Genomic DNA, 22,569 nt, shown 5'->3' with positions numbered 1-22,569 from the left:
GGGAGGGGCAGGGTGGGAGCAGGCAGGGTGGGAGCAGGCAGGGTGGGGGCGGGCGGGAGTCCGACGGGCGCCGGGGCTGCAGGCAGCGCGTCGGGGGCCGGGAGTGCCGGTGCCGGAGCGGCGGGCGGGGGCACCGGTTCCAGCGGTACCAGCGCCGGTGGCGGCAGAACCGGCGCGGGCGCGGCGGGTGGCGCCACCATCGGAGCCCCCTGCGGGGCAGGCGGGACCTGGTCGCCGAGGCAGAACACGACGCACTTGGGCGGTGGCGGCTGCATCCAGGGCGGCAGCCACGGCGGCGGCTGGACCGGCGCGACCGACTGCCCCTCGGGCAGCGGTCCAGGCAGGGGTCCGAGCTGTTGTCCCGGCGCAAAGCCGGGGACGTTGGAGCTGGGCATCCGGCTGGCCTCGGTGCGGGTCAGCACCGGAATCAGCGCCAACGGATCGTCGGCGGGCAGCCCGGTGGCGTTGATCGGAAGGCCCGGGCCCAGCCCCTCGCGGCGATCGAGGTGGGCGTCGCCGATGGGCCGTGCGGCCCCGCTGATCGGCGGAAGGTTGACCGGGACGACCCCGGTGGCGTAACCGGCCGCCCAGCTGAGCACGTTGCGCGCGTAGGCGACGGAGTTGTTGTAGCGCAGGATCGCGGTCATCACCTGCGACTGGTCGCGCAGGTTGAGTCCGCCGCTGCACAGGTAGCGCGCGGCGGCCAGCGACGAATCGAACACGTTCTGCACATCGGCCTTGCCGTCGCCGTCGCCATCGGAGGCGTACCGCGCCCAGGTGCCGGGAAGGAACTGCATCGGTCCCATGGCGCGGGCGTAGACCACCCGGTCGGCCGTGCGGCTCTGGACGATGATTTCGTTGCCGGGCAGGCTGCCGTCCAATGCGGGACCGTAGATCGGCCGAACCGCGGTACCGCGGGCGTCGGTGGCGCCGCCGTTGGCGTGCATGGATTCGATGCGCCCGATGCCCGCCAGTAGGTTCCAGCTCACCCCGCACGCCGGCGACGCCGCGGACATCATCCGCTCCGCATTCCGGTAGGCCGTGAGCGCGACGGACGGAATGCGAAGGCTGCCAGGGGAGTTCACGACCATCGAGGGCGGCGGGGCGGACCCGCTCGATGCAGCGATCCGGAATGCGGTCGGCGTCTTGGTGACGGCCACCACCTCGGGGCCCGTCAGCTCACGTGGGGCGGCCTCTACCGCAGCCATCTGGCTGACGGCTTCATCGACGACCGGACGGTGCGGCACCGGCGACGACGCCCCGACGGCGCCGGCGAGGATGACCGGGGTGAGCACCGCAACGCCGAGCGCGGGCCTGCGCACGGCATACCCGGACCAGCGTCGTGCTCGCTTGAGCGCGGCTCCTCCCCGCATCGGACCGTCCTAGCGTTGCGGACCAGCGTGTGAACCACGCCACCATACCCATTGAGTGTTGCGCGTGTTGCTGCATTGCTCAGAGTGGTTCAGACCTTTGCTTCGCGCGTCGTTCGCCGCCGTCGGGCTTGCGCTTCGGGCTCTTACCCGCCACGCCGCCCGGTTGCTGCAGGGCGGCGACCATGTCGCGCAACTCCTCCAGTTCGCGCCGCAGGTAGTCCCTGGTGGCGACTTCGCCGACCGCCAGCCGCAACGCGGCCAGCTCACGGGCGAGGTACTCGGTGTCGGCCTTCGTCTGCTCGGCGCGGCGGCGGTCCTCCTCGAGTGCGACCCGGTCGCGGTTCTCCTGCCGATTCTGGGCCAGCAGGATCAGCGGCGCGGCATAGGCCGCCTGGGTGGAGAACGCCAGGTTCAGCAGGATGAACGGGTACGGATCCCACTGGATGCGCAGCGCGACGAGGTTCAGCGCGATCCAGACGATGACGATGATGGTCTGGATCGCCAGGTAGCGGCCGGTGCCGAGGAACCGCGCGATCGACTCGCTGACGCGGCCGACGGCCTCGACGTCCACGTTCAACGTGAACCCGCGCCCCGAACGCGGGGTGTCCAGTCGCTGGCGCGCCGCCGATTCGCTCACCGGGCGTCTCCCGGGGCTGTCCTGCCCGTGACGTCCGTGACGGCTTCGGCCAGCTCAGGTTCCTCGCGCTGGCGCCAGTCGTCGGGCAGCAGGTGATCCAAGACGTCGTCCACCGACACGGCGCCAAGCAGGTGGTTCTCCTCGTCCACCACCGGACCGCAGACCAGGTTGTACGCCGCGAAATAGCGCGTCACCGCGGCCAGCGAATCCTCCGGGCTCAGGAACGGCAGGTCGGTGTCGACGATCCCGCTGACCAGCGATGCCGGCGGTTCGCGCAGCAGCCGCTGCAGGTGCACACAGCCCAGGTAGTGGCCGGTCGGGGTGGCCGTCGGCGGACGCGCCACGAACGCCAGCGATGCCAGCGCAGGGGTCAGATCGGGGTCGCGAACGCGGGCCAGCGCCTCGGCGACGGTGGTGTCGGGGGCGAGCACCACCGGCTCCGACGTCATCAGACCGCCCGCCGTATCCGGTGAGTGGCTCAGCAACCTGCGCACCGGTTCGGAATCCTCGGGGTCCATGCGGCGCAACAGCGTCTCCGCGTCGGCGGCGGTCATCGTGCCCAACAGGTCCGCGGCGTCGTCGGGATCCATGGCCTCGAGCACGTCGGCGGCGCGTTCGGTCTTCAGTCGCAGCAGCACATCCGTCTGTTCCTGCTCGGTAAGCTCCTGCAACACGTCGGCCAGACGCTCGTCGTCGAGGGCGTTGACCAGCTCGTAGCGGCGTTTCGCCGGCAACTCGCGGATGGCCTCGGCAACCTCGATCGGGCGCTGTCCCTCGAACTGTTCGAGCAGCGATGCCACCCCCTGGTCCGGCATCGCCAGCCCGGACGGGGTGAGTCCCTGCACACGCTCCCAGTCCACGACCTGGATGTTGCTGCGCCGTCCCAGCCGGCGCTGCGGGCGCACCGCGACGCGGGTGACCATCCAGTCCCTGGTGCGGGTCTGTTCGATGCCGAGGTCGACGACGATGACGTCGATGCCCGCCAGCTGCGGCAGCTCTGGATCATCGATACGCACCCGTGTTTCGATCACCTGCCCCAGTACCAGGACCTCGCCGGGTCGCTGCTGGAACCGGCGAAGCGACACGTTGGCGGTGAGAAGTGTCACCGCACTCGGTTCGATTGCCGTGACCCGCAGAATTGGTACGAAAATCCTTCTGCGAGTGAGCAATTCGACGACAAGGCCGAGTACGCGCGGCCGGTGACGGACAATGCTGATACTGATCACGACATCGCGGACACGGCCGATGGACTCTCCGTCGGGGCCCAGCACGACCATCCCCGCGAGCCGCGCCGCGTAGACCCTGTTCACCGCCGCCATGTGTCAAAGAGTAGGAGTAAGGCGTGACTGAGACATGCGGGACACCGCCGGGACGGCGCAACCAGGAGATTTCGGTCCGTCTGAGAAGGACATGTCTGTCGGTTCCGGGCAGCAGCGCCCGGATGATCGAGAAGGCCAAGGGGCTGCCCGCCGACCTGGTGTTCCTGGATCTCGAGGACGCCGTCGCGATCGAGGCCAAGGAGCAAGCCCGCACCCAGGTGTCGGTTGCGCTGGCCGAGCCGGGGTGGTCCGGGCAGCTGCGGGGCGTTCGCGTGAACGGCTGGACCACGCCGTGGACGTATTCGGACGTGATCGAGGTGGTGTCGACCGCGGGTGCCGAACTCGACGTGGTCCTGCTGCCCAAGGTGTCCGACGCCAAGCACGTCCATGCGCTTGACCTGCTGTTGACCCAGCTGGAGAGGACCCATGGGCTACCCGTCGGGCGGATCGGGGTCGAGGCCCAGATCGAGGACGTGGTGGGGTTGACCAACATCGACGCGATCGCGGCCGCGCCGCGGGTGCAGGCACTGGTGCTCGGACCCGCCGACCTGATGGCCAGCCTGAACATGCGCACCCTGGTCGTCGGCGAGCAGCCCGAGGGTTACGACGTCGGCGACGCCTATCACTACCTGCTGATGCGCATCCTGGTCGCCGCCCGGGCGCATGGCGTCGCGGCGATCGACGGCCCGTTCCTCAAGGTTCGTGACGTCGATGCGTTCAGGCGGGTGGCGGGACGCACGGCGGCGCTCGGCTATGACGGGAAGTGGGTGCTGCACCCGGACCAGATCGCGGCGGGCAACGAGATCTTCAGCCCCCGCCAGGCCGACTACGACCACGCCGAGCTGATCCTGGACGCCTATGCCTGGCACACGTCGCAGGCGGGCGGCGCGCGGGGCGCGGTCATGCTGGGTGACGAGATGATCGACGAGGCCAGCCGAAAGATGGCACTGGTGATCGCGGGCAAGGGCCGGGCGGCGGGGATGTCCCGCACCGGCCAGCCGTTCCGTCCCCCGCAATGATCGCGACGGCGGCTACGGCGCGTACTGGAACCCGCTGACGGCGATCAACATCACGACCGCGAAGTAAAGCACCCAGAACGCGACCGCGAGGCCGCCGATGATCGCGCCGGCCAGCGCCATCCCGTAGCCGTCCTGGCCGGTCTGGCGCGTCTCGCGGATGGCGATGAATCCGAGGATCAGACCGGCTATCGACGGCAGGCCGCAGAACAGCAGCCCGACCAGCGACGTCACCAGCGCCGCGATGGCCTTGCCGTTGGTGCCGGGCGGCCGCATGGGGCGATACGGGTCGTAAGGATCGGCAGGGTACGGGTAGCCGAGGGGATACCCGGGAGGCCCGGGGTGACCCCAGTACGGCATCGGCCCGGGATAGGGCGGCGGTGGATGGGGCGGCGGGTACAGCGGGGGCGGCAGCCCGGCGTCGCCTTGCTGCCAGCTCGGGTCGGGACTGTCGGGATAGTCCAGCGGCGGCGAGCCCTCCAGCGCCGGGTACTCCGCCCCTCCAAACGGCTGCGACGGATGTTGCTCGGGCCCGCTGGACATGGTCAGGCGTTCAGCACCGAGATCGTCCAGATCAGGTTGATCAACAGCGTCAGGCCGCCAACGACGATGCCTGCGATGGCAAGACCCTGGCCGCCTTCGCCGGTCTTCTTGATCTGGTTGATCGCGACCAGACCGAGGGCGATGCCGACGATCGACCCGATGCCGCACAGCACACCGATGACCGCGGACACGATCGCGGCGATCGCCATCGTGTTGGTCTTCGGCGGCGTGCTGCCGTACGCCCCCGAATAGTCGGGGGCCGGGTAGCCCGGCGGCGGAGGGTAGTTGCCGGGCGGCGGGCCGCCGAATTGCGGTGGGAACGCGGACCCGGGTGGTCCGTAGCCGGGTGGGCCGGGGTAGGGCGGCGGGTAGCCCTGTTGGGGACCGGCGCCAGGCGGCGGGTAGCTCGGCGGCGGGTAGCTCGGAGGCGGCGGCGGGTAACTCGGGGGCGGCGGGTAGTCCGGCGGTGAGAAGTCGGACGGTGGGTAGCTCGGCGCCGGGCCCGGAGGCGGATAGCTCGGTGGCGAGTAGGCGGGCGGCGGCGTGTATCCCCCGGAGCCAGTCGGTTCGTTCGTCGCGTCCGGCTCGGAGAATTTCATTTGCTCGATCGGCGGCGCCTCGTAACCACCCGACGTCGGTTCCGACGGTTCCTTGTCCGGTTCCTTGTCGGGGTCGGATGGTGACGTTTCGCCTGCGTTACCGCCGGGATTTGTCATGCTGTTCAACCTAGCGCAACGCCTGTGCCGCCGTTACGGCTCGCGCGGCGGGGGCACGAATCGGCGCGCCCGATCGTTGCGCCGACGAGAGCAGCTGCGAATCAGGCACTGCCTGGAGGAGAATGAATTGATGACGAGCCCATTCCAGCCCGGTCAAAGCCCTGGCGTCACACCCGGCGCGGGCAGTCCCGTCCGTGGTGGTCCGGTGGCCCTGCCGACGCCCCCGAAGGGGTGGCCGATCGGTTCCTACCCGACCTACGCCGAGGCGCAACGCGCCGTGGACTACCTGTCAGACCAACAGTTTCCCGTGCAGCAGGTCACGATCGTCGGCGTCGACCTGATGCAGGTGGAGCGTGTCACCGGCCGCCTGAGCTGGCCCAAGGTGCTGGGCGGCGGGGTCCTCACCGGAGCATGGCTTGGCCTGTTCATCGGCCTGATCCTCGGGTTCTTCAGCCCCAACCCGTGGAGCGCACTGCTGACCGGCCTGATCGCCGGCGTGTTCTTCGGCCTGATCACCTCGGCGATCCCCTACTCGATGGCGCGCGGCACAAGAGACTTCAGTTCCACCATGCAGCTCGTGGCGGGACGGTACGACGTCCTCTGCGATCCTCAGAGCGCCGAGAAGGGCCGGGATCTGCTGGCGCGCTTGAAGATCTAGATAAACGGCGGGTGCTGCACGCCGCGTCGCTCGCATGGTGTGCGGCGCGGGTCGCCGCGATCCTGGTCTCGAACTTTGTTCTAGTCTTCCCTGTACGGCATCGTCGCTGGTTGGAAATTGGGGAGCGATGAAGAGGTAAGTCGATGGCGGAGATCGTGTTGGACGGGGTGACCAAGAGTTACCCCGACGGCGGAAGCGTCAATGGCGTCCGGGAGGTGGTCAAGGACCTGTCCCTCACCATCGCCGATGGAGAGTTCGTCATCCTCGTCGGGCCGTCCGGGTGCGGGAAATCGACGACGCTGAACATGATTGCAGGACTCGAGCCGATCACCTCGGGTGAGCTGCGCATCGCCGGTGAGCGGGTGAACGAGAAGGCGCCCAAAGACCGCGACATCGCGATGGTCTTCCAGTCGTATGCCCTCTACCCGCACATGACGGTGCGGCAGAACATCGCGTTCCCGCTGACGTTGGCCAAAGCGGATAGGGCGCACATCGCGGAGAAGGTGGAGAAGACCGCGAAAATCCTTGATCTGATCGAACTTCTGGACCGAAAGCCCGGGCAGCTTTCCGGTGGGCAGCGCCAGCGGGTTGCGATGGGACGGGCGATCGTACGCAGTCCGAAGGCGTTTCTGATGGACGAGCCGTTGTCCAACCTCGACGCCAAGCTGCGGGTGCAGATGCGCACCGAGATAGCCCGGCTTCAGCACAGATTGGGCACCACCACCGTCTACGTCACCCATGACCAAACCGAGGCGATGACGTTGGGTGATCGCGTTGTGGTGATGCTTGCCGGTGTGGCCCAGCAGGTCGGTACGCCGGACGAGTTGTACAACCACCCGGCCAATCTGTTCGTCGCCGGATTCATCGGGTCACCCGCGATGAACTTCTTCCCGGCGTCGCTCACCGAGGTCGGAGTTCAATTGCCGTTCGGCGAAGTGGTGTTGCCGCAAGCGGTTTCCCACCACCTGGCCAGAAAGGCACCCGCCGACATCATCGTCGGGGTCCGGCCCGAGCGGATCGAGGACGCTTCGCTGCTGGACGGCTACGCCAGGATCAGGGCGCTGACGTTCACCGTGATCGTCGATTTGGTCGAATCGCTCGGAGCCGACAAGTACGTGCATTTCACGCTTGAGGGGGCCCGCGCGCGGTCGGATCAGCTGGCGGAGTTGGCCGAATCCTCCAGTGGTCCCGAAAATGAGTTCATTGCAAGGGTTTCCGCTGAATCGACGGCTACAAAAGGCCAGGAGCTGGTGTTGGCGTTGGATACCTCCAAACTGCTGATCTTCGACGCGGACTCCGGGATCAATCTCACGCCGCCGCCCGACGCGGACCTGTCGACTGCGCAGCCACCCGAGTGACCGACGTCCTGGCCGCGGTTCGCGCACACGTGCATGACCACTTCGTCCGCGACGGAATTTCCTCGCGGCCGGAGGAGGCCAGCGTGACGTTCCTGGGCGCCGAGCGCATCGACATACTGCGGTTCGGGCCGGATCCCGGTCGCGACGGTGCGTATCACTATGTGTCAGTTGGCTGTTCGCGGCACCCGATGTTCGATCCCGCCGAGCTGGTCACGGATGCCATCCACGGCCCGCGGGCGGAGGTGGTGGTGACGCTGCGGGGACCGACGCCCAACGGCCTGGCGAGATCCGTCGCCGTCCTGGCCGCTGCCCCGGCCGTGGAGGGGCTCATGCTCGAGCCCGACGCCCTGATCGATCTCGGTTCGCCGATCTGGGAGGGGTCTCCGTTTACTGCCATGTTGTTGGGCGTGAGCGACATCGACGATGTCGCCTTGCCATCGCCGCTGCCCTCCGTTGTCATCCTCTCGGCGACGCCGATCACGGCGACGGAGGCGGCGTGGGTGCGGCTGATGGGGCCCGACGCGATGCGGGAGGCGTGGGAGGCGGACGGGGTCGACACCCTCGACGCACAGCGGCGGGCCGCTGATCCAACTTGAGCGGCGGGCCGCTGATCCAACTTGAGCGGCGGGCCGCTGATCCAACTAGAGCGGGCTCACAGCCAGTCTTTGCGCCGGAAGGCCCGGTAGAGGAGCAGACACACCAACGCGATTCCGGTCAGCACGGCCGGATAACCCCACCGCGCGTTGAGCTCGGGCATGTATTCGAAGTTCATGCCGTAGATGCCAGCCACCATCGTCGGCACCGCCGCGATGGCGACCCACGCCGAGATCTTGCGCATGTCGATGTTCTGCTGCATTCCGACCTTGGCGAGCGCCGCCTGGACAAGCGACGACAGCATCTCGTCGTAGCTGGCGATCCGGTCGGCCGCATGCGTCTGGTGGTCGACGACGTCGCGCATGTAGCGCAGCACCTCTTTGGACAGCAGATCCTTGTGTTCGGAATTGATCCGGCCAAGCTCGACCGACAGCGGGGCGACGGCGCGGCGGAGTTCGACGACCTCGCGTTTGAGCATGTAAATCTGCTCGATGTCGGTCTTCTTGGTGGGGGAGAAGGTCTCCTCCTCGATGGCGTCGATATCGCACTCCATCAGCCGCGTGACGTCCAGGTAGCTGTCGACCACGTGGTCGGCGATGGCGTGCATGACGGCGTACGGGCCCAGCGCGAGGTGCTTGTGCTCGTCCTCCATCTTCTTGCGGACCCCGGCCAGCCCGGTGTGTTCGCCGTGTCGCACCGTCACGACGAAATCAGGCCCGACGAACACCATGATCTCGCCGGTCTCAACGATCTCGGGGGCCGAGGCGACAGACTCATGCGGCACATAGTTGACCGTCTTGAGCACGAGGAACAGCGTGTTGTCGTAGCGCTCCAGTTTCGGGCGCTGGTGAGCGTGCACCGCATCCTCGACGGCGAGCGGGTGCAGGCCGAACACCGTGGCGACGGCCTGCATCTGGTGCTCGTCGGGTTCGTGTAGCCCGACCCACACGAAAGCCTGCTGACCGCCCGCCTCGATCTCGCGGACCTTATCCACGGCGGCGGCGTGCGTGTACTTGCCGGGCAGTCGCGCGCCTTCGACGTAGATGGCGCAGTCCACCATCGCGCGTGCGACGGGAACGTGGATGCTCCTGGCGTTGAGCGGGGCGATGGGTTTGCGGCCGGTGGTGCGGAGCAGCGACGGCGGTAGTGCCCGGAACGACGGCATGTGCGACCTCCCCTCGCGGCGGAAACCCTGGGTAACAGCGGATAACATCGACCCGCAATCGTACGCCGGGCGTCCCCGTCTCGATCGGTTCACGAGTGACCAACCTGGCCATATGGATCCCTGTGGTCGAGTAACCTGGCGCCGTGTCGGAAATGGTGCGCACTCCCCAGGTCCTCATTGATGACGCCGAGATCTTCGCCGCCCACGAAGGCGGGAAGCTCTCCGTAGCGCTGAGGGCTCCGCTGGACACGCAGCGGGCGTTGTCGATCGCCTACACGCCCGGCGTCGCGAAGGTGAGCCGGGCGATCGCCACCGATCGCACGCTGGCCGCCAAGTACACGTGGGCCAACCGGTTGGTGGCCGTCGTCAGCGACGGAAGCGCGGTGCTCGGTCTCGGCGACATCGGCGCCGCGGCGTCACTGCCGGTGATGGAGGGAAAGAGCGCGCTGTTCAAGACCTTTGGCGGGCTCGACTCGATCCCCATCGTGCTCGACACCAACGATCCCGACGAGATCGTCGAAACCCTCATCCGGCTGCGCCCCACGTTCGGCGCGGTCAACCTGGAGGACATCTCGGCGCCGCGCTGCTTCGAGATCGAACGGCGCGTCATCGAGGCGCTGGACTGCCCGGTCATGCACGACGACCAGCATGGCACCGCGATCGTCGTGCTCGCGGCGCTGCGAGGCGCCACGACGGTGCTCCACCGGGAGATGGCCGGACTGCGTGTCGTGATCGTCGGCGCCGGCGCAGCCGGGGTGGCGTGCGCGAACATCCTGCTGGCGGCCGGCATCGCTGACGTCACCGTGCTCGATTCGAAGGGCATCGTGCACTCCGGTCGCGGCGACCTCAACAGCTTCAAGGCCGAGCTGGCCACCAGGACCAATCCACGTGGACTGTCCGGCGGGCTCGCCGAGGCACTGGCCGGTGCCGACGTCTTCATCGGGCTGTCGGCGGGCGTGGTCCCCGAGGAACTCGTCGCCACCATGGCCCCCGACGGCATCGTGTTCGCGATGTCGAACCCGGACCCGGAGATCCATCCCGACGCCGCGCGCAAGTATGCGGCCGTGGTCGCTACCGGTCGCAGCGACTTCCCGAACCAGATCAACAACGTGCTGGCCTTCCCCGGCGTGTTCCGCGGGGCGCTGGACGCCGGTGCACGACGAATCACCGAGGAGATGAAGGTGGCCGCCGCCGAGGCGATCTTCTCGGTCGTCGGCGACGACTTGGCCGTCGACCGCATCGTGCCGAGCGCACTGGATCCGCGGGTGGCGCCGGCGGTGGCCAGCGCGGTCGGAGCGGCGTCGCGGTCGAACCCCTGAGTCGCCGATGGGCTCAGTTCGCACGGGCGTCGTAACCAGGTTGCGCGTTCTGGCGTCGGGGCTGCTGGCATTGGTGATCGTCGCGTGTGGCGGTCCTGCTCCACCGCCGTCGGTGACCGTCGGCGCGGACCAGAACCCCGAATCGGCACTGCTGGCTCATCTGTACGCTGCGGCGCTGCGGTATTACGGCAGCGCCACCCGCGTCGAAGCCACGTCTGACCCGCTGACCGGTCTGGACGGCGGCGACGTCAATGTGGTTCCGGGTCTCACCGGACGCCTGCTGTCGAGGTTCGAACCCGACGCCCGCGCGCGCGGCGACGTGCAGGTCTACCGCGAGATGGTGTCGGCGCTGCCGGAAGGAGTCGCCGCCGGCGACTACACGACCGCCGCGGAGGACAAACCCGCCGTCGCGGTCAGCGAGTCGACCGCACGAGCGTGGGGTGGCCGCGACGTGTCGGCGCTGGTCCGCAACTGCGCCGGGGAGCGGGTGGGCGGCGTATCCGGCGCACGGGTGCCCGCGGCCATAGGCGGGTGCAGGCTGCCGGTAGCGCAAACCTTCCCCGACGACGCCGCGCTGTACGCCGCGCTGCGGGCTGGGGAGATCGACGCGGCGTGGACCACCACCGCCGCGCCCGAGGTGCCTGCCGACGTGATCGTCCTGGCTGACCGCACCTCGCTGATCCGTGCGGAGAACGTGGTGCCGCTCTACCGGCGCAACGAACTCAGCGAATCCCAGGTGCTGGCCATCAACGAGATCGCCGGGGTGCTGGACACGGCCGCGCTGGCGGAGATGCGAGCGCGCGTGGCCGGCGGTGCAGATCCGGCGGCGGTGGCGGACGAGTGGCTGGCCGCCCACCCGCTCGGACGCTAAGACGGCTCGGGCGCCAAGACGGTCAGTGCCGCGGTATGAGTCGGCCCGCCACCGCAGAGAACAGTTGTTGATAGCCCGATCCGGTGACGCGCACGATCAGATCGAGCACCTTGGCGTCGGCGCCGACGAGTACGCGTGCCCTGTTCTTGCGGACGCCCTCGAGGATGATCCGCGCCGCCCGCTCCGGTGAGGTCCGTGCCAGCTTGGTATCGAACAACTGGGCCAGCTCGTCGGCGTCGAGACCCTCTGCGGCGGTCGAGTTGCGAGCGATCGCGGTCTTGATGCCGCCCGGGTGCACCGTGGTGACTTTGACGGGGTGACCGGCCATCAGCATCTCCTGGCGCAATGCCTCGGTGAATCCGCGCACCGCGAACTTGGCGGAGTTGTAGGCCGCCTGGCCCGGGACGGCGAACAGGCCGAAGACGCTGGAAATGTTGACGACGTGGCCGTCGCCGGAGGCGATGAGGTGCGGCAGGAACACCTTCGTGCCGTTGACCACGCCCCAATAGTCGACGTCCATCACCCGCTCGATGTCCTTGAACGGGCTTACCGCGACGTCGCCGGTGTAGGCGATACCCGCGTTGTTGTAGATCTGGTTGACCTTTCCGAACTGGTCGGCGACGGCGTCGGCGTAGGTGTGGAAAGCCTCGCGCTCGGTGACGTCGAGGCGGTCGGCCCTGACCTGTGCGCCGATGAATCGCACGCGCTCCTCGGTGACCGCCAACCCTTCGGTGTCGACATCGCTGATCGCCACGGCGGCCCCCGACTGTGCCAGCTCGAGCGCCAGTGCCTGTCCGATACCCGACCCCGCGCCGGTCACCACGGCGACCTTCCCGGCAAAGCCGTCCATACACGTTCTCCTTCGTGTCAGTGGTCGCGGTCGAGGGTAGTCGGTACCGCTGGGTACCGTTCGTCCGGGGGTGTTCAGCGGGTAACGGCAGGTGGCCGACATACGATGCCCAAGTCATGAAGTCATACCGCACTGCGACCGTCGCGACACTGGTCACCGTTGCCGCACTGACGGCCGTCGGCGCAGGTGTCGCCGCCCCGGCGCAGGCCGATACCGACACCGATGCGTTCGTCTCGGCGCTGACGGACGCGGGCCTGACGGGCATCGATCCGGCGACCGCCGTCGCGGTCGGGCAGTCCATTTGCCCGCGTCTGGTCGAGCCGGGTCAGAACGCCGCGAACCTCGCCGCCGATGTCGCCGAGGCTATCGGCAGGCCGCTGGGGCCCGCCACTATGTTCACCGGGCTGGCAATTTCGGTTTTCTGCCCGGCGGCGGTCGACCGGATGGTCAACGGGGACGGCCTCATCCCGCTCTCCGTGCTGGGCTTCTAGCCTTCTCGCCCGCCGAGTGTGAAGCCACGGCGAGATCTAGGCGATAGAGCCGCCGTGAGTTCACAATCGGCGATCGCGCGCCGCCCTCACTCTCCCGATGATGCCCGCCTCGGTGTCCTCGGATGTGACGCGGATGTCGATCCAGCCAAGCCGGGCCACCTCCTCCGCGCGCCGGATATCGCGGTTGAAGCGGGTGCGGCTGGTCCGGTGGTGATCACCGTCGTAGTCCGCGGCGACTTTGATCTCAGGCCAACCCATATCGAGAACCGCTATCAGCATGCCGAACTCGTCGTGGACGGGAATCTGTGTCTGTGGTCGAGGGAATCCCGCGCACGAGCAGTAGCCTCAGCCATGATTTGCGAGGGGACTCCGCGCCGGCGTCGACGAGGTCCAGTGCGGTGCGGGCGGATCTGATGCCGCGGCGGCCCCGGTAACGCTCGGCGAGTAGCTCGACGGCGGCGGGTTTCAGATGCGTGGCGCGGGCCAACGCGTCGATCTCGGCGACGGCCCGGCCGAGCGGGCGTCGGCAGGCGATGTCGAGTGCCGTGCGGACCGGAGTCGTCAGCCGCATCGAGCCGATCGTGACCAGTTCGTCGTCGTCGAGGTGGTCCCACCACGTGTCGACCCCGTGCGGGGGATGACGGTTGTCGTGGACGAGTTCGGCCGCGGCCCACGGATCGACCCACTTGGCACCGAGCATCGCCGCGGCCGACCGCCCCGCCACCACGCCCCGGCGCTTGGACCACAGCCAGGCCGCCTTGGCTCCCGCGATTGCCGTGGACTCGATTCCCCGTGCGAGGTAGACATCGGGGTACACGGCGACAAATCCGCTGCGCAGCGTGTACCGCGTGAGAGTGCCTGCAGCAAGCGCCTCACTGCCGACGAACGGTTCCACCATGCGGGGAAGTGTGCCGACCGGCACCGACACGGAGTCGTTGTGCCCACACAGCACTCCGCCGAGTGTGAACGGAGGGCGACATTTCGTCGTGAAACTCGCCGCCAGTTCACACTCGGCGGGGTAACTCAGGCGAACGCCTCGTGCAGGCTGAATTCTCCTCGGCGTTCCCTTCGCTGCCTGATTGCCCGGTTCCTCCACGGGGCTCGTTCCTCGCCCCGCTTCGTCACCGGGCGGCGCTCAGGCGAACGCCTCGTCGATGATCTCCTGCTGTTCGACCGCATGCACCTTCGACGAACCCGACGACGGCGCCGACATGGCCCGCCGCGAGATCCGCTTGATCCCGGCCAGCTGGTCCGGCAGCAGCTCGGGCAGCGTCAGCCCGAAGGTCGGCCAGGCACCCTGGTTGGCAGGCTCTTCCTGCACCCAGAAGTACTGCTCGACGCTCGGATAGCTGTCCAAGGTGTTGCTCAGTCGGCGCTTGGGCAGCGGCGCGAGCTGCTCGACGCGCACGATCGCGATGTCGTCCCGCTTGTCCTTGGCCTTGCGCGCGGCCAGCTCGTAGTAGATCTTGCCGCTGGTCAACAGGATCCGCTTGACCTTGGTGCGATCACCGTCGCCGTCGGTGTAGGTCGGCTCCTCCAGGATCGAGCGGAACTTCTGCTCGGTGAAGTCGCGGATATCGCTGACGGCGGCCTTGTTCCGCAGCATCGACTTCGGCGTGAACACGACCAGCGGCCGCTGCACCCCGTCGAGGCCGTGGCGGCGCAGCAGGTGGAAGTAGTTCGCCGGCGTCGACGGCACGGCGATCGTCATATTGCCCTCGGCCCACAGCTGCAGGAACCGCTCGATGCGGCCCGACGTGTGGTCGGGGCCCTGTCCTTCGTGGCCGTGCGGCAGTAGCAGCACCACGTCCGAGAGCTGGCCCCACTTCGCCTCACCGGAGCTGATGAACTCGTCGATGATCGATTGCGCACCGTTGACGAAGTCGCCGAACTGCGCCTCCCACAGCACCAGCGCGTCCGGGTTGCCCACCGAGTAGCCGTACTCGAAGCCGACCGCCGCATACTCCGACAGCGCAGAGTCGTACACCAGGAACCGTCCACCGGTGGGGGTGCCGTCGGGGTTGGTGGTCAGCAGCTGCAGCGGGGTGAACTCGTCGCCGGTCCTGCGGTCCATGACCACCGCGTGCCGCTGCGTGAACGTGCCTCGGCGGACGTCCTGGCCGGAGAACCGGATCAGCTTGCCCTCGGCGAGGAACGACCCCAGCGCGAGCAGCTCGGCGAATGCCCAGTCCACCTTGCCCTCGTAGGCCATCTCCCTGCGCTTCTCCAGCACCGGCTTGACCCGGGGATGCACGGTGAAGCCCTCGGGGACCGCGAGGTGCGCGTCGCCGATGCGGGCGAGCATCGCCTTGTCCACGGCGGTGGTCATGCCACGTGGAACCATCTGGTCGGCTTCCACCGATTCGCTCGGTTCGGCGGCGTGCTTCTCCAGCTCACGCACCTCGTTGAAGACCCGCTCGAGCTGGCCCTGGTAGTCGCGCAGGGCGTCCTCGGCCTCTTTCATCGAGATGTCGCCGCGGCCGATCAGTGATTCGGTGTAGGTCTTGCGCACACCGCGTTTGGTGTCGATGACGTCGTACATACCCGGCTGGGTCATCGACGGGTCGTCACCCTCGTTGTGTCCGCGGCGGCGGTAGCACAGCATGTCGATGACGACGTCCTTCTTGAACTTCTCCCGGAAGTCCACCGCCAGCCGCGACACCCACACGCACGCCTCCGGGTCGTCTCCGTTGACGTGGAAGATCGGCGCGCCGACCATCTTGGCGACGTCGGTGCAGTACTCCGAGGAGCGCGAGTCGTGGGGCGAGGTGGTGAAACCGATCTGGTTGTTGACGATCATGTGGATCGTGCCGCCGGTGCGGTAGCCGCGCAGCAGCGCGAGGTTCAACGTCTCGGCCACCACGCCCTGGCCGGCGAATGCGGCGTCGCCGTGCAGCATCAGCGGGACGACGGTGTAGCCGTCCTCGCCGTTGCCCTTGTCCAGCAGGTCCTGCTTGGCCCGCACCAAGCCCTCGAGCACCGGGTCGACGGCCTCGAGGTGTGATGGGTTGGCGGTCAGCGACACCTGAATGTCGTTGTCGCCGAACATCTGGATGTAGGTACCCGAGGCTCCGAGGTGGTACTTCACGTCACCGGAGCCGTGTGCCTGCGACGGGTTCAGGTTGCCCTCGAACTCGGTGAAGATCTGCGAGTAGGGCTTGCCGACGATGTTGGCCAGCACGTTGAGACGTCCGCGGTGCGGCATGCCGATGACGACCTCATCGAGGTTGTGCTCGGCGCACTGGTCGATCGCGGCGTCCATCATCGGGATGATGGTCTCGGCGCCTTCGAGCGAGAATCGCTTCTGGCCGACATACTTGGTCTGCAGGAAGGTCTCGAACGCCTCGGCGGCGTTGAGCTTGCTCAGGGTGTACTTCTGCTGGGCGACCGTCGGCTTCTCGTGCTTGACCTCGATGCGCTCCTCGATCCACTTCTGCTGCTCGGGGTCGAGGATGTGGGTGTACTCGACACCCACGTGGCGGCAATAGGAATCGCGCAGCAGGCCAAGGATGTCGCGCAGTTTCTTTTGCTCTTTGCCCGCGAACCCGTTGACCTTGAACTCGCGGTCCAGGTCCCACAGCGTCAGGCCGTGGGTGAGCACGTCGAGGTCGGGGTGGCTGCGGAACCGGTTCTTGTCCAGGCGCAGCGGGTCGATGTCGGCCATGAGATGGCCGCGGTTGCGGTAGGCCGCGATCAGTTCGATGACGCGCGCGTTCTTGTCCTCGATCGAGTCGGGGTTGTCGACGCGCCAGCGGACCGGCTCGTAGGGGATGCCGAGTTCGAGGAAGATCTCGTCGTAGAACTCGTCGTCGAGCAGCAGGTGGTGCACCGTGCGCAGGAAATCGCCCGACTCCGCACCCTGGATGATGCGGTGGTCGTAGGTCGACGTCAGCGTCATCAGCTTGCCGACACCCAGATCCGAGATCCGCTCCTCGCTGGCGCCCTGGAACTCGGCCGGGTACTCCATGGCGCCCGCACCGATGATGGCGCCCTGCCCCTTCATCAGGCGGGGTACCGAGTGCACGGTGCCGATGGTGCCGGGGTTGGTCAGCGAGATCGTCACGCCGGAGAAGTCCTCGGCGGTGAGCTTGCCGTCGCGGGCGCGCCGCACGATGTCCTCGTAGGCCGCGATGAACTGCCCGAAGCGGAAGGTGTCGCACTTCTTGATCGCGGCGACGACGAGCGAGCGGCTGCCGTCCTTACCCGCCAGGTCGATGGCCAGGCCCAGATTGGTGTGGGCCGGGGTGACGGCGTTGGGCTTCCCGTTGATCTCGGCGAAGTGCCGGTTCATGTTCGGGAACTTCTTGACCGCCTGGACGATCGCGTATCCCAGCAGGTGGGTGAACGAGATCTTGCCGCCGCGGGTGCGCTTGAGGTGGTTGTTGATGACGGTCCGGTTGTCGATCATCAACTTGGCCGGGATGGCGCGCACGCTGGTCGCGGTCGGCACATCCAGCGACGCCGACATGTTCTTCACGACTGCCGCGGCGGCGCCGCGCAGTACCTGGGTCTCGTCACCCTCCGCCGGTGGGGCCGCCGGTGCCGTTGGCTTCTCGGCCTTGGCCGGGGCGGCTTTCGCCGCCGGCGCCGCAACGCCGTTGCTGGCTGCCGGCTTTGCTACCGGCGGCGCCGCGGGCGCCGGTGCCGGTGGCGCCGCGGCTGGTGCTGCGGCCTGCTGGGCGGGCTGTCCATTTCCGCTCGCCGCGGCCGCTTCGGTGGTTGGTTCGGGGGAGTAGTCGACGAGGAACTCATGCCAACTGGGATCCACCGACGAGGGATCCTCGCGGAATTTGCGGTACATCTCCTCGACCAGCCACTCGTTCTGTCCGAATGGTGATGGTGAACTGCTCACGGCAGCGACTCGCCTCGCTTCTTATGTCCGGCAAGCGTGCCGAATGCCGCTCGCCACTCGTCTTTGATGATTCCCTATGTGCGGTTACCCGCCTATCCGCCGCATAAAGGCTAACGCGTCCCACGTCGCCGTGAGCAACGCACGGCGGAACCAGTCGGTGTGCGGTAGGACACTAGAGACGGGCGGCTGGCAGGAGGTGCAGTGTCGCGGGCCAGCGTGGTGGTGGGGTACCGAAGGCACGGCGCGCGTTACCGATGATTTTCTTGCCCATCATCCGGTTGCCGACTCCGCCGACCGCAGCGCCGATACCGACCGGCAGCAGCTTGCCGAACGCGATCGCTCCGCGCTTGAGGGTGTACCGCTTGACGAAGTGGCGCAGTAGCCGCGAGTTGAGCTGTGAGACGGCGGGCAGCGGCAGTGTCGCGGCGCCATCGGACAGCCACGCACCGCTCGTGCGACCGGTTCCGAGCAGGTCGGCGACCGCGCGCTTGCCCTCGTCTCCGACGAGCACGGCCAGTACCAGGGCACGGCGACGCTCCCGGTGATCCGCCGGAATGCCGTGGACCTCCGCGACGGCCAGCACGAACAGCGAGGTGGCCTCAAGGAACACCACCGTCTCACCGGCCACGGCGGACAACGCCGCCAGCGTGCCGATGCCGGGGAAGGCCGCCGCCGAACCCACCGCCGCACCGCTGGCCATCACCGCCGCCAGATAACGCTTCTCCAGCTTGGCGATGATCTCGGCCGGGGTGGCGCTAGACGAATGGTCCCGCAGCCTTTGCACGTAGGCCTTCACGGCCGGGGCCTGGAGTCGAGAGCTGCGTTCGATGAGCGTGGAGAGTGCGCGGGCGGCGGCGCTCGGATCTTCCGCCGGTTCCGTTGCGCCGGGCGGCAGCTGCTTCTTCGCGCGGGACCGAGCACTCATGGGGACCTCCTGTGTCCATTACGTCTGCTGGCCCTGTGAGGATCGGCAGCTTGACCGCCGGTTTTCCCGGATTAACCAAGACTTCTCAAGGCTAACGCCCCTTTAACGTTCGGCGAATATCGCTTAGTGCCCGGGTGTGGCGGCGGTCATGCCGCACGGCGGGAGCGGGAGCGAGGAGAAAGAACCTGCGCGGAGCGGGAAGAAAAAATTGATATGCGGTGCTAACTATTTTCATGGCAACATCGTCCGACGTGGATCACACGCGCCCGCAGTCCGGAACAGTCGATCGCCGCCCAGCCGCCAGCCAGGTGCGGATGATCGTCGTTCTCGGCGCATTGGTCGCGCTGGGCCCGCTGACCATCGACATGTATCTCCCCGCCCTGCCCGGCATCGCGGACGATCTGTCGGTCTCCTCGTCGGTCGTGCAGCTCACCCTGACCGGCACGCTGGCCGGGCTCGCGCTGGGTCAGTTGATCGTCGGTCCGCTGTCGGATTCCCTGGGCCGCAGGCGACCGCTGATGGCGGGCATCGTGTTGCACATGGCCGCATCGTTGCTGTGCGTCGTGGCGCCCAACATCGCCGTCCTCGGCGTCGGCCGTGTCCTGCAGGGAATCGGAGCGGCGGCGACGATGGTGGTGGCGATCGCGGCCGTCGGTGACCAATTCGACGATTCGGTGGCGGCCACGGTGTTGTCCCGCCTGATGCTCGTGCTCGGCGTCGCGCCGGTGATCGCGCCGTCGCTGGGCGCGGCGGTGCTGTTGCACGCGTCGTGGCACTGGGTCTTCGCCGCTCTTGTGGTTCTGGCGGGTGCGTTGCTGTTGCTCGCGGTGCTGGCGCTGCCCGAGACGCTCCCGGTGGCGCACCGCAGGCCGCTGCGGGTGCGCAGTATCGCCGCCACCTACGTCTCGATGGTTCGCGACACCAGGTTCGTCATCCTCGCCCTCGCGGCGGCGCTGGCGATGTCGGGACTGTTCGCCTACATCGCCGGGGCGCCGTTCGTGCTGCAGGGCCGCTACGGCCTGGATCAGCAGGCGTTCGCTTTGGTGTTCGGTGCGGGCGCGATCGCGCTGATCGGTGCGACGCAGTTCAACGTGCTGTTGCTGCGGCGGTTCTCACCGCAGACGATCGCCCTGTGGGCGCTGGTGGCGGCCTCGCTGGCCGGGGCCGCATTCATCGCCGTCACGATCGCCGGCATCGGCGGGCTGGCCGGCTTCCTGGTGCCGGTGTTGGCGATCCTCGCGGCGATGGGCTTGGTGCTACCCAATGCGCCGGCGGTCGCGCTGTCACGCCACCACGAAGCCGCGGGTACCGCGGCGGCGCTGCTCGGTGCCGCGCAGTTCGGTGCGGGCGCCGCGATCGCGCCACTCGTGGGCGCGCTGGGCAACGATCAACTGGCGTTGGCGGTCACGATGACCGCCGGGATGGTCATCGCGTTGTGCGGACTGGTGGCCGTGACCGCCGCGTCCCGGTCCGATCGCGACGCCGCCGCCGTCGCCATCGTGGACGACAGTGCCGCCGAAGCCGCCTGAGAGCCCGACTTGTCGCAGTCGGGGTCGGACCGTAGCGTCGGCGAAATCGTTGATCCGACGACTCGACAGCCGATGTCCCAGCCGCTGACCGCGCGCGGCCCGAACGACCCCAACCCTTGGGCCGCGTTGTGGGCGATGCTGGTCGGCTTCTTCATGATCCTGGTCGACGCAACCATCGTCGCGGTCGCCAATCCGGCGATCATGGCGGGCCTGGGTAGCGACTACGACACCGTGATCTGGGTGACCAGCGCCTATCTGCTTGCGTATGCGGTGCCGTTGCTGCTGTCCGGCAGGCTGGGCGACCGATTCGGCCCGAAGAATCTGTACATCCTTGGTTTGGCGGTGTTCACCGCTGCGTCGCTGTGGTGCGGTTTGGCGGGCAGCATCGAGATGCTCATCGCGGCACGCGTGGTGCAGGGTGTCGGCGCCGCGTTGCTCACCCCGCAGACGTTGTCGACGATCACGCGGATCTTCCCGAGCGAACGCCGTGGGGTGGCGCTGGGTGTGTGGGGCGCGACCGCGGGAGTGGCGACGTTGGTCGGGCCGCTGGCAGGCGGCGTGCTGGTGGACGGGCTGGGCTGGCAGTGGATCTTCTTCGTCAACGTGCCGATCGGCATCGTCGGGCTGAGCCTGGCCGTCTGGCTGATCCCGGTGCTACCGACCCGCTCGTCGCGTTTCGACGTGCTCGGCGTCGTGCTGTCGGGGACCGGGATGTTCCTCATCGTGTTCGCGCTTCAAGAGGGCCAGTCGCACCAGTGGACGTTGTGGATCTGGGGGATGCTGGCGGGTGGCGTCGGGTTCATGGCCGCCTTCGTCTACTGGCAGCACGTCAACGCCGCCAACGATCCGCTCATCCCGCTGCGGATTTTCCGCGACCGCGACTTCACCCTGTCCAACCTGGGCATCGCGACGATCGGCTTCGTCGTGACCGCCATGATCGTGCCGGTCATGTTCTACGCGCAGGCGGTGTGCGGGCTCTCGCCGACCCGTGCGGCGCTGCTCACCGCCCCGATGGCGATCGCGACGGGTGTGCTGGCGCCGTGGGTGGGCAGCATCGTGGACCGCTCCCATCCCCGGCCTGTGATCGGTTTCGGTTTCTCGGTGTCGGCGATCGCGCTGACGTGGCTGTCGATCGAGATGACCCCGGTGACACCGATCTGGCGGCTGGTCCTTCCGCTGACGGCGATGGGCATCGGCATGGCTTTCATCTGGTCGCCGCTGGCCGCCACGGCGACGCGACAACTGGCGCCGGACCTGGCGGGTGCCGGATCGGGTGTGTACAACACGACCAGGCAGGTCGGCTCGGTGCTCGGCAGCGCGAGCATCGCCGCGTTCATGACGTCGCGAATCGGCGCGGAGATGGGATCGGCCGGCGGGCCGGCGGGCGGGCCACGCGGCGGCGACGCGCCGACCCGTCTGCCCGATGTGTTGCACGAACCGTTCGCCGCCGCGATGTCGCAGTCGACGCTGCTGCCCGCGTTCGTCGCGTTGTTCGGCGTGATTGCCGCGATGTTCCTGGTCGGCTTCGGCGACCGCAGCGACGATGGCGGGCATACGGTCGAGTCGGATCGGCCCCGGCCGCCTGCGCTGCCCGACGAGGCGGTGGTCGAGCCGGCACCGTCGCACGGAGGCGATCCAGGACCTGCTCCGCCGGCGGAACCGATCGGTATGTTGCGCAACAGGTTCGATGTGTACCGCACGGATCGGACATCGGACGTGCGGGGGCGGGCGGCCGGGTCGCGGTATTCGGCGGACGCGGGCGACGACCGCTCCCGCCCTAGCCGACACGACGAGACATCCGGTCTGGCGTCGCACCGCGTGGCTGGCCGCCATTCCCGGGCCGATCCCGACGACACGCCCACCCACGGCAGACGCGCCGGCCCGGCCCGGGACTAGCTGGTGCTTACGTGAGGCTTCCCGTCGCACTTCGTTGACGTAGCCTGCGGAGCCACATCGAACGCCGACACGGAGGGCACTGCCGGACGGGGTGCGGCCGCCCCGGCCCGGTCTGTCGGCTCGACCGGCCCGGCGTGACGGTGCTTCACGCCGGGCCCTGTTGCGTTCAGCCATCGTCACCCGCTGTCTTCCACCTCCTCCTCTTGGTTGTCTTCCTCGTCCTGCTTGTTGTCGTTGTTGGCGAGCGCGAGGAGGCGTTCGGGGTGGTGGAGGTGGTTGATGCGGTGTTGGCCGGTGTCGAGGTGGGGTGGGGGGGTCCATTCGATGAGGCCGTCGTCGCGGGTGTGGGTGGTCCACGCGGTGGTGTCGATGAGCCGATTGTCCGGGCCGCAGGCCAGGGTGAGGTCGTCGATGTTGGTGTGCCCGTCGGTGGCCCAGCCGGTGACGTGGTGGGCCT

At 68.1% G+C, this 22,569-nt stretch carries 18 protein-coding genes and 2 pseudogenes; 9 read left to right on the top strand and 11 right to left on the bottom strand.

Annotated elements, in window-relative coordinates; translation table 11 throughout:
• The 3 genes from ADBZ6K_RS26115 to ADBZ6K_RS26105 all read right to left on the bottom strand — a co-directional run.
• On the bottom strand, positions 1–1,373 hold a 1,373-nt coding region (locus tag ADBZ6K_RS26115; protein ID WP_526352201.1), incomplete at its 3' end, for a lytic transglycosylase domain-containing protein.
• A 79-nt stretch (positions 1,374–1,452) separates the two neighbouring features.
• Entirely contained in the window at positions 1,453–2,010 is a 558-nt protein-coding gene (locus ADBZ6K_RS26110; RefSeq protein WP_526352199.1) for a DUF1003 domain-containing protein, read from the bottom strand.
• Positions 2,007–3,329, bottom strand: a complete 1,323-nt coding sequence (locus tag ADBZ6K_RS26105) for a magnesium transporter MgtE N-terminal domain-containing protein (protein ID WP_526352197.1) — start codon at positions 3,327–3,329, stop codon at positions 2,007–2,009. Before ADBZ6K_RS26105 ends, ADBZ6K_RS26110 begins: the two co-directional genes overlap by 4 nt.
• A gap of 23 nt (positions 3,330–3,352) precedes the next feature.
• Here ADBZ6K_RS26105 and ADBZ6K_RS26100 point away from each other — a divergent pair, with 23 nt between their 5' ends.
• Positions 3,353–4,348: an HpcH/HpaI aldolase/citrate lyase family protein gene (locus ADBZ6K_RS26100; RefSeq protein WP_526352195.1), complete on the top strand. Its 996-nt coding sequence runs from the start codon at positions 3,353–3,355 to the stop codon at positions 4,346–4,348.
• Positions 4,349–4,360: 12 nt separating this feature from the next.
• On the opposite strand, the gene ADBZ6K_RS26095 is transcribed toward ADBZ6K_RS26100, so the two are convergent.
• On the bottom strand, positions 4,361–4,888 hold the full coding sequence (locus ADBZ6K_RS26095) for a DUF4190 domain-containing protein (RefSeq protein ID WP_526352193.1): 528 nt from the start codon (positions 4,886–4,888) through the stop codon (positions 4,361–4,363).
• 2 nt (positions 4,889–4,890) lie between these two features.
• Positions 4,891–5,604 (bottom strand): DUF4190 domain-containing protein, encoded by a 714-nt coding sequence (locus ADBZ6K_RS26090; RefSeq protein ID WP_526352191.1) that lies wholly within the window; start codon positions 5,602–5,604, stop codon positions 4,891–4,893.
• Positions 5,605–5,734: 130 nt separating this feature from the next.
• Between ADBZ6K_RS26090 and ADBZ6K_RS26085 the strand changes: the two genes are divergently transcribed.
• From ADBZ6K_RS26085 to ADBZ6K_RS26075, 3 genes are all read left to right on the top strand, one after another.
• Entirely contained in the window at positions 5,735–6,262 is a 528-nt protein-coding gene (locus ADBZ6K_RS26085; protein WP_526352188.1) for a general stress protein, read from the top strand.
• 143 nt (positions 6,263–6,405) lie between these two features.
• Positions 6,406–7,620 (top strand): ABC transporter ATP-binding protein, encoded by a 1,215-nt coding sequence (locus ADBZ6K_RS26080; RefSeq protein ID WP_526352186.1) that lies wholly within the window; start codon positions 6,406–6,408, stop codon positions 7,618–7,620.
• Entirely contained in the window at positions 7,617–8,216 is a 600-nt protein-coding gene (locus ADBZ6K_RS26075; protein ID WP_526352184.1) for a suppressor of fused domain protein, read from the top strand. The genes ADBZ6K_RS26080 and ADBZ6K_RS26075 overlap by 4 nt, the downstream gene beginning before the upstream one ends.
• A gap of 56 nt (positions 8,217–8,272) precedes the next feature.
• Here ADBZ6K_RS26075 and corA read toward each other — a convergent pair whose 3' ends face one another.
• On the bottom strand, positions 8,273–9,379 hold the full coding sequence (gene corA / locus ADBZ6K_RS26070) for a magnesium/cobalt transporter CorA (RefSeq protein ID WP_526352182.1): 1,107 nt from the start codon (positions 9,377–9,379) through the stop codon (positions 8,273–8,275).
• A 152-nt stretch (positions 9,380–9,531) separates the two neighbouring features.
• Between corA and ADBZ6K_RS26065 the strand changes: the two genes are divergently transcribed.
• The gene (locus ADBZ6K_RS26065) at positions 9,532–10,698 is read left to right on the top strand and encodes an NAD(P)-dependent malic enzyme (RefSeq protein WP_526352205.1); all 1,167 of its coding nucleotides are present in this window, start codon (positions 9,532–9,534) and stop codon (positions 10,696–10,698) included.
• Positions 10,699–10,705: 7 nt separating this feature from the next.
• A complete protein-coding gene (locus tag ADBZ6K_RS26060; protein ID WP_526352180.1) occupies positions 10,706–11,569 on the top strand; it encodes a glycine betaine ABC transporter substrate-binding protein in 864 nt (287 codons plus the stop codon).
• 22 nt (positions 11,570–11,591) lie between these two features.
• Here the strand turns inward: ADBZ6K_RS26060 and ADBZ6K_RS26055 are convergent, their stop codons facing one another.
• Positions 11,592–12,419, bottom strand: coding sequence for an SDR family NAD(P)-dependent oxidoreductase (locus ADBZ6K_RS26055; protein ID WP_526352178.1), 828 nt, complete (start codon positions 12,417–12,419; stop codon positions 11,592–11,594).
• 116 nt (positions 12,420–12,535) lie between these two features.
• On the opposite strand from ADBZ6K_RS26055, the gene ADBZ6K_RS26050 reads away from it, so the two are divergent.
• Complete coding sequence (locus tag ADBZ6K_RS26050) at positions 12,536–12,910, top strand: DUF732 domain-containing protein (protein ID WP_526352176.1); 375 nt, start codon at positions 12,536–12,538, stop codon at positions 12,908–12,910.
• A 60-nt stretch (positions 12,911–12,970) separates the two neighbouring features.
• On the opposite strand, the pseudogene ADBZ6K_RS26045 reads toward ADBZ6K_RS26050, so the two are convergent.
• The 3 genes and pseudogenes from ADBZ6K_RS26045 to ADBZ6K_RS26035 form a co-directional block, all read right to left on the bottom strand.
• Positions 12,971–13,808 (bottom strand): annotated as a pseudogene (locus tag ADBZ6K_RS26045) (putative endonuclease domain-containing protein).
• Between the two features lie 237 nt (positions 13,809–14,045).
• The gene (locus ADBZ6K_RS26040) at positions 14,046–17,711 is read right to left on the bottom strand and encodes a multifunctional oxoglutarate decarboxylase/oxoglutarate dehydrogenase thiamine pyrophosphate-binding subunit/dihydrolipoyllysine-residue succinyltransferase subunit (protein WP_526352203.1); all 3,666 of its coding nucleotides are present in this window, start codon (positions 17,709–17,711) and stop codon (positions 14,046–14,048) included.
• Between the two features lie 223 nt (positions 17,712–17,934).
• Positions 17,935–18,687, bottom strand: coding sequence for a hypothetical protein (locus tag ADBZ6K_RS26035; protein WP_526352174.1), 753 nt, complete (start codon positions 18,685–18,687; stop codon positions 17,935–17,937).
• A 233-nt stretch (positions 18,688–18,920) separates the two neighbouring features.
• On the opposite strand from ADBZ6K_RS26035, the gene ADBZ6K_RS26030 reads away from it, so the two are divergent.
• Complete coding sequence (locus tag ADBZ6K_RS26030; protein WP_526352172.1) at positions 18,921–20,216, top strand: multidrug effflux MFS transporter; 1,296 nt, start codon at positions 18,921–18,923, stop codon at positions 20,214–20,216.
• Between the two features lie 72 nt (positions 20,217–20,288).
• Positions 20,289–22,112, top strand: coding sequence for an MFS transporter (locus ADBZ6K_RS26025; RefSeq protein WP_526352170.1), 1,824 nt, complete (start codon positions 20,289–20,291; stop codon positions 22,110–22,112).
• 176 nt (positions 22,113–22,288) lie between these two features.
• Here the strand turns inward: ADBZ6K_RS26025 and ADBZ6K_RS26020 are convergent.
• Positions 22,289–22,569 (bottom strand): annotated as a pseudogene (locus tag ADBZ6K_RS26020) (HNH endonuclease signature motif containing protein); the annotation flags it as partial.

Source organism: Mycobacterium sp. (assembly GCF_044223235.1).
In the GTDB taxonomy this organism is placed as follows: domain Bacteria; phylum Actinomycetota; class Actinomycetes; order Mycobacteriales; family Mycobacteriaceae; genus Mycobacterium.
This window is presented reverse-complemented; position numbering and strand designations above follow the sequence as displayed.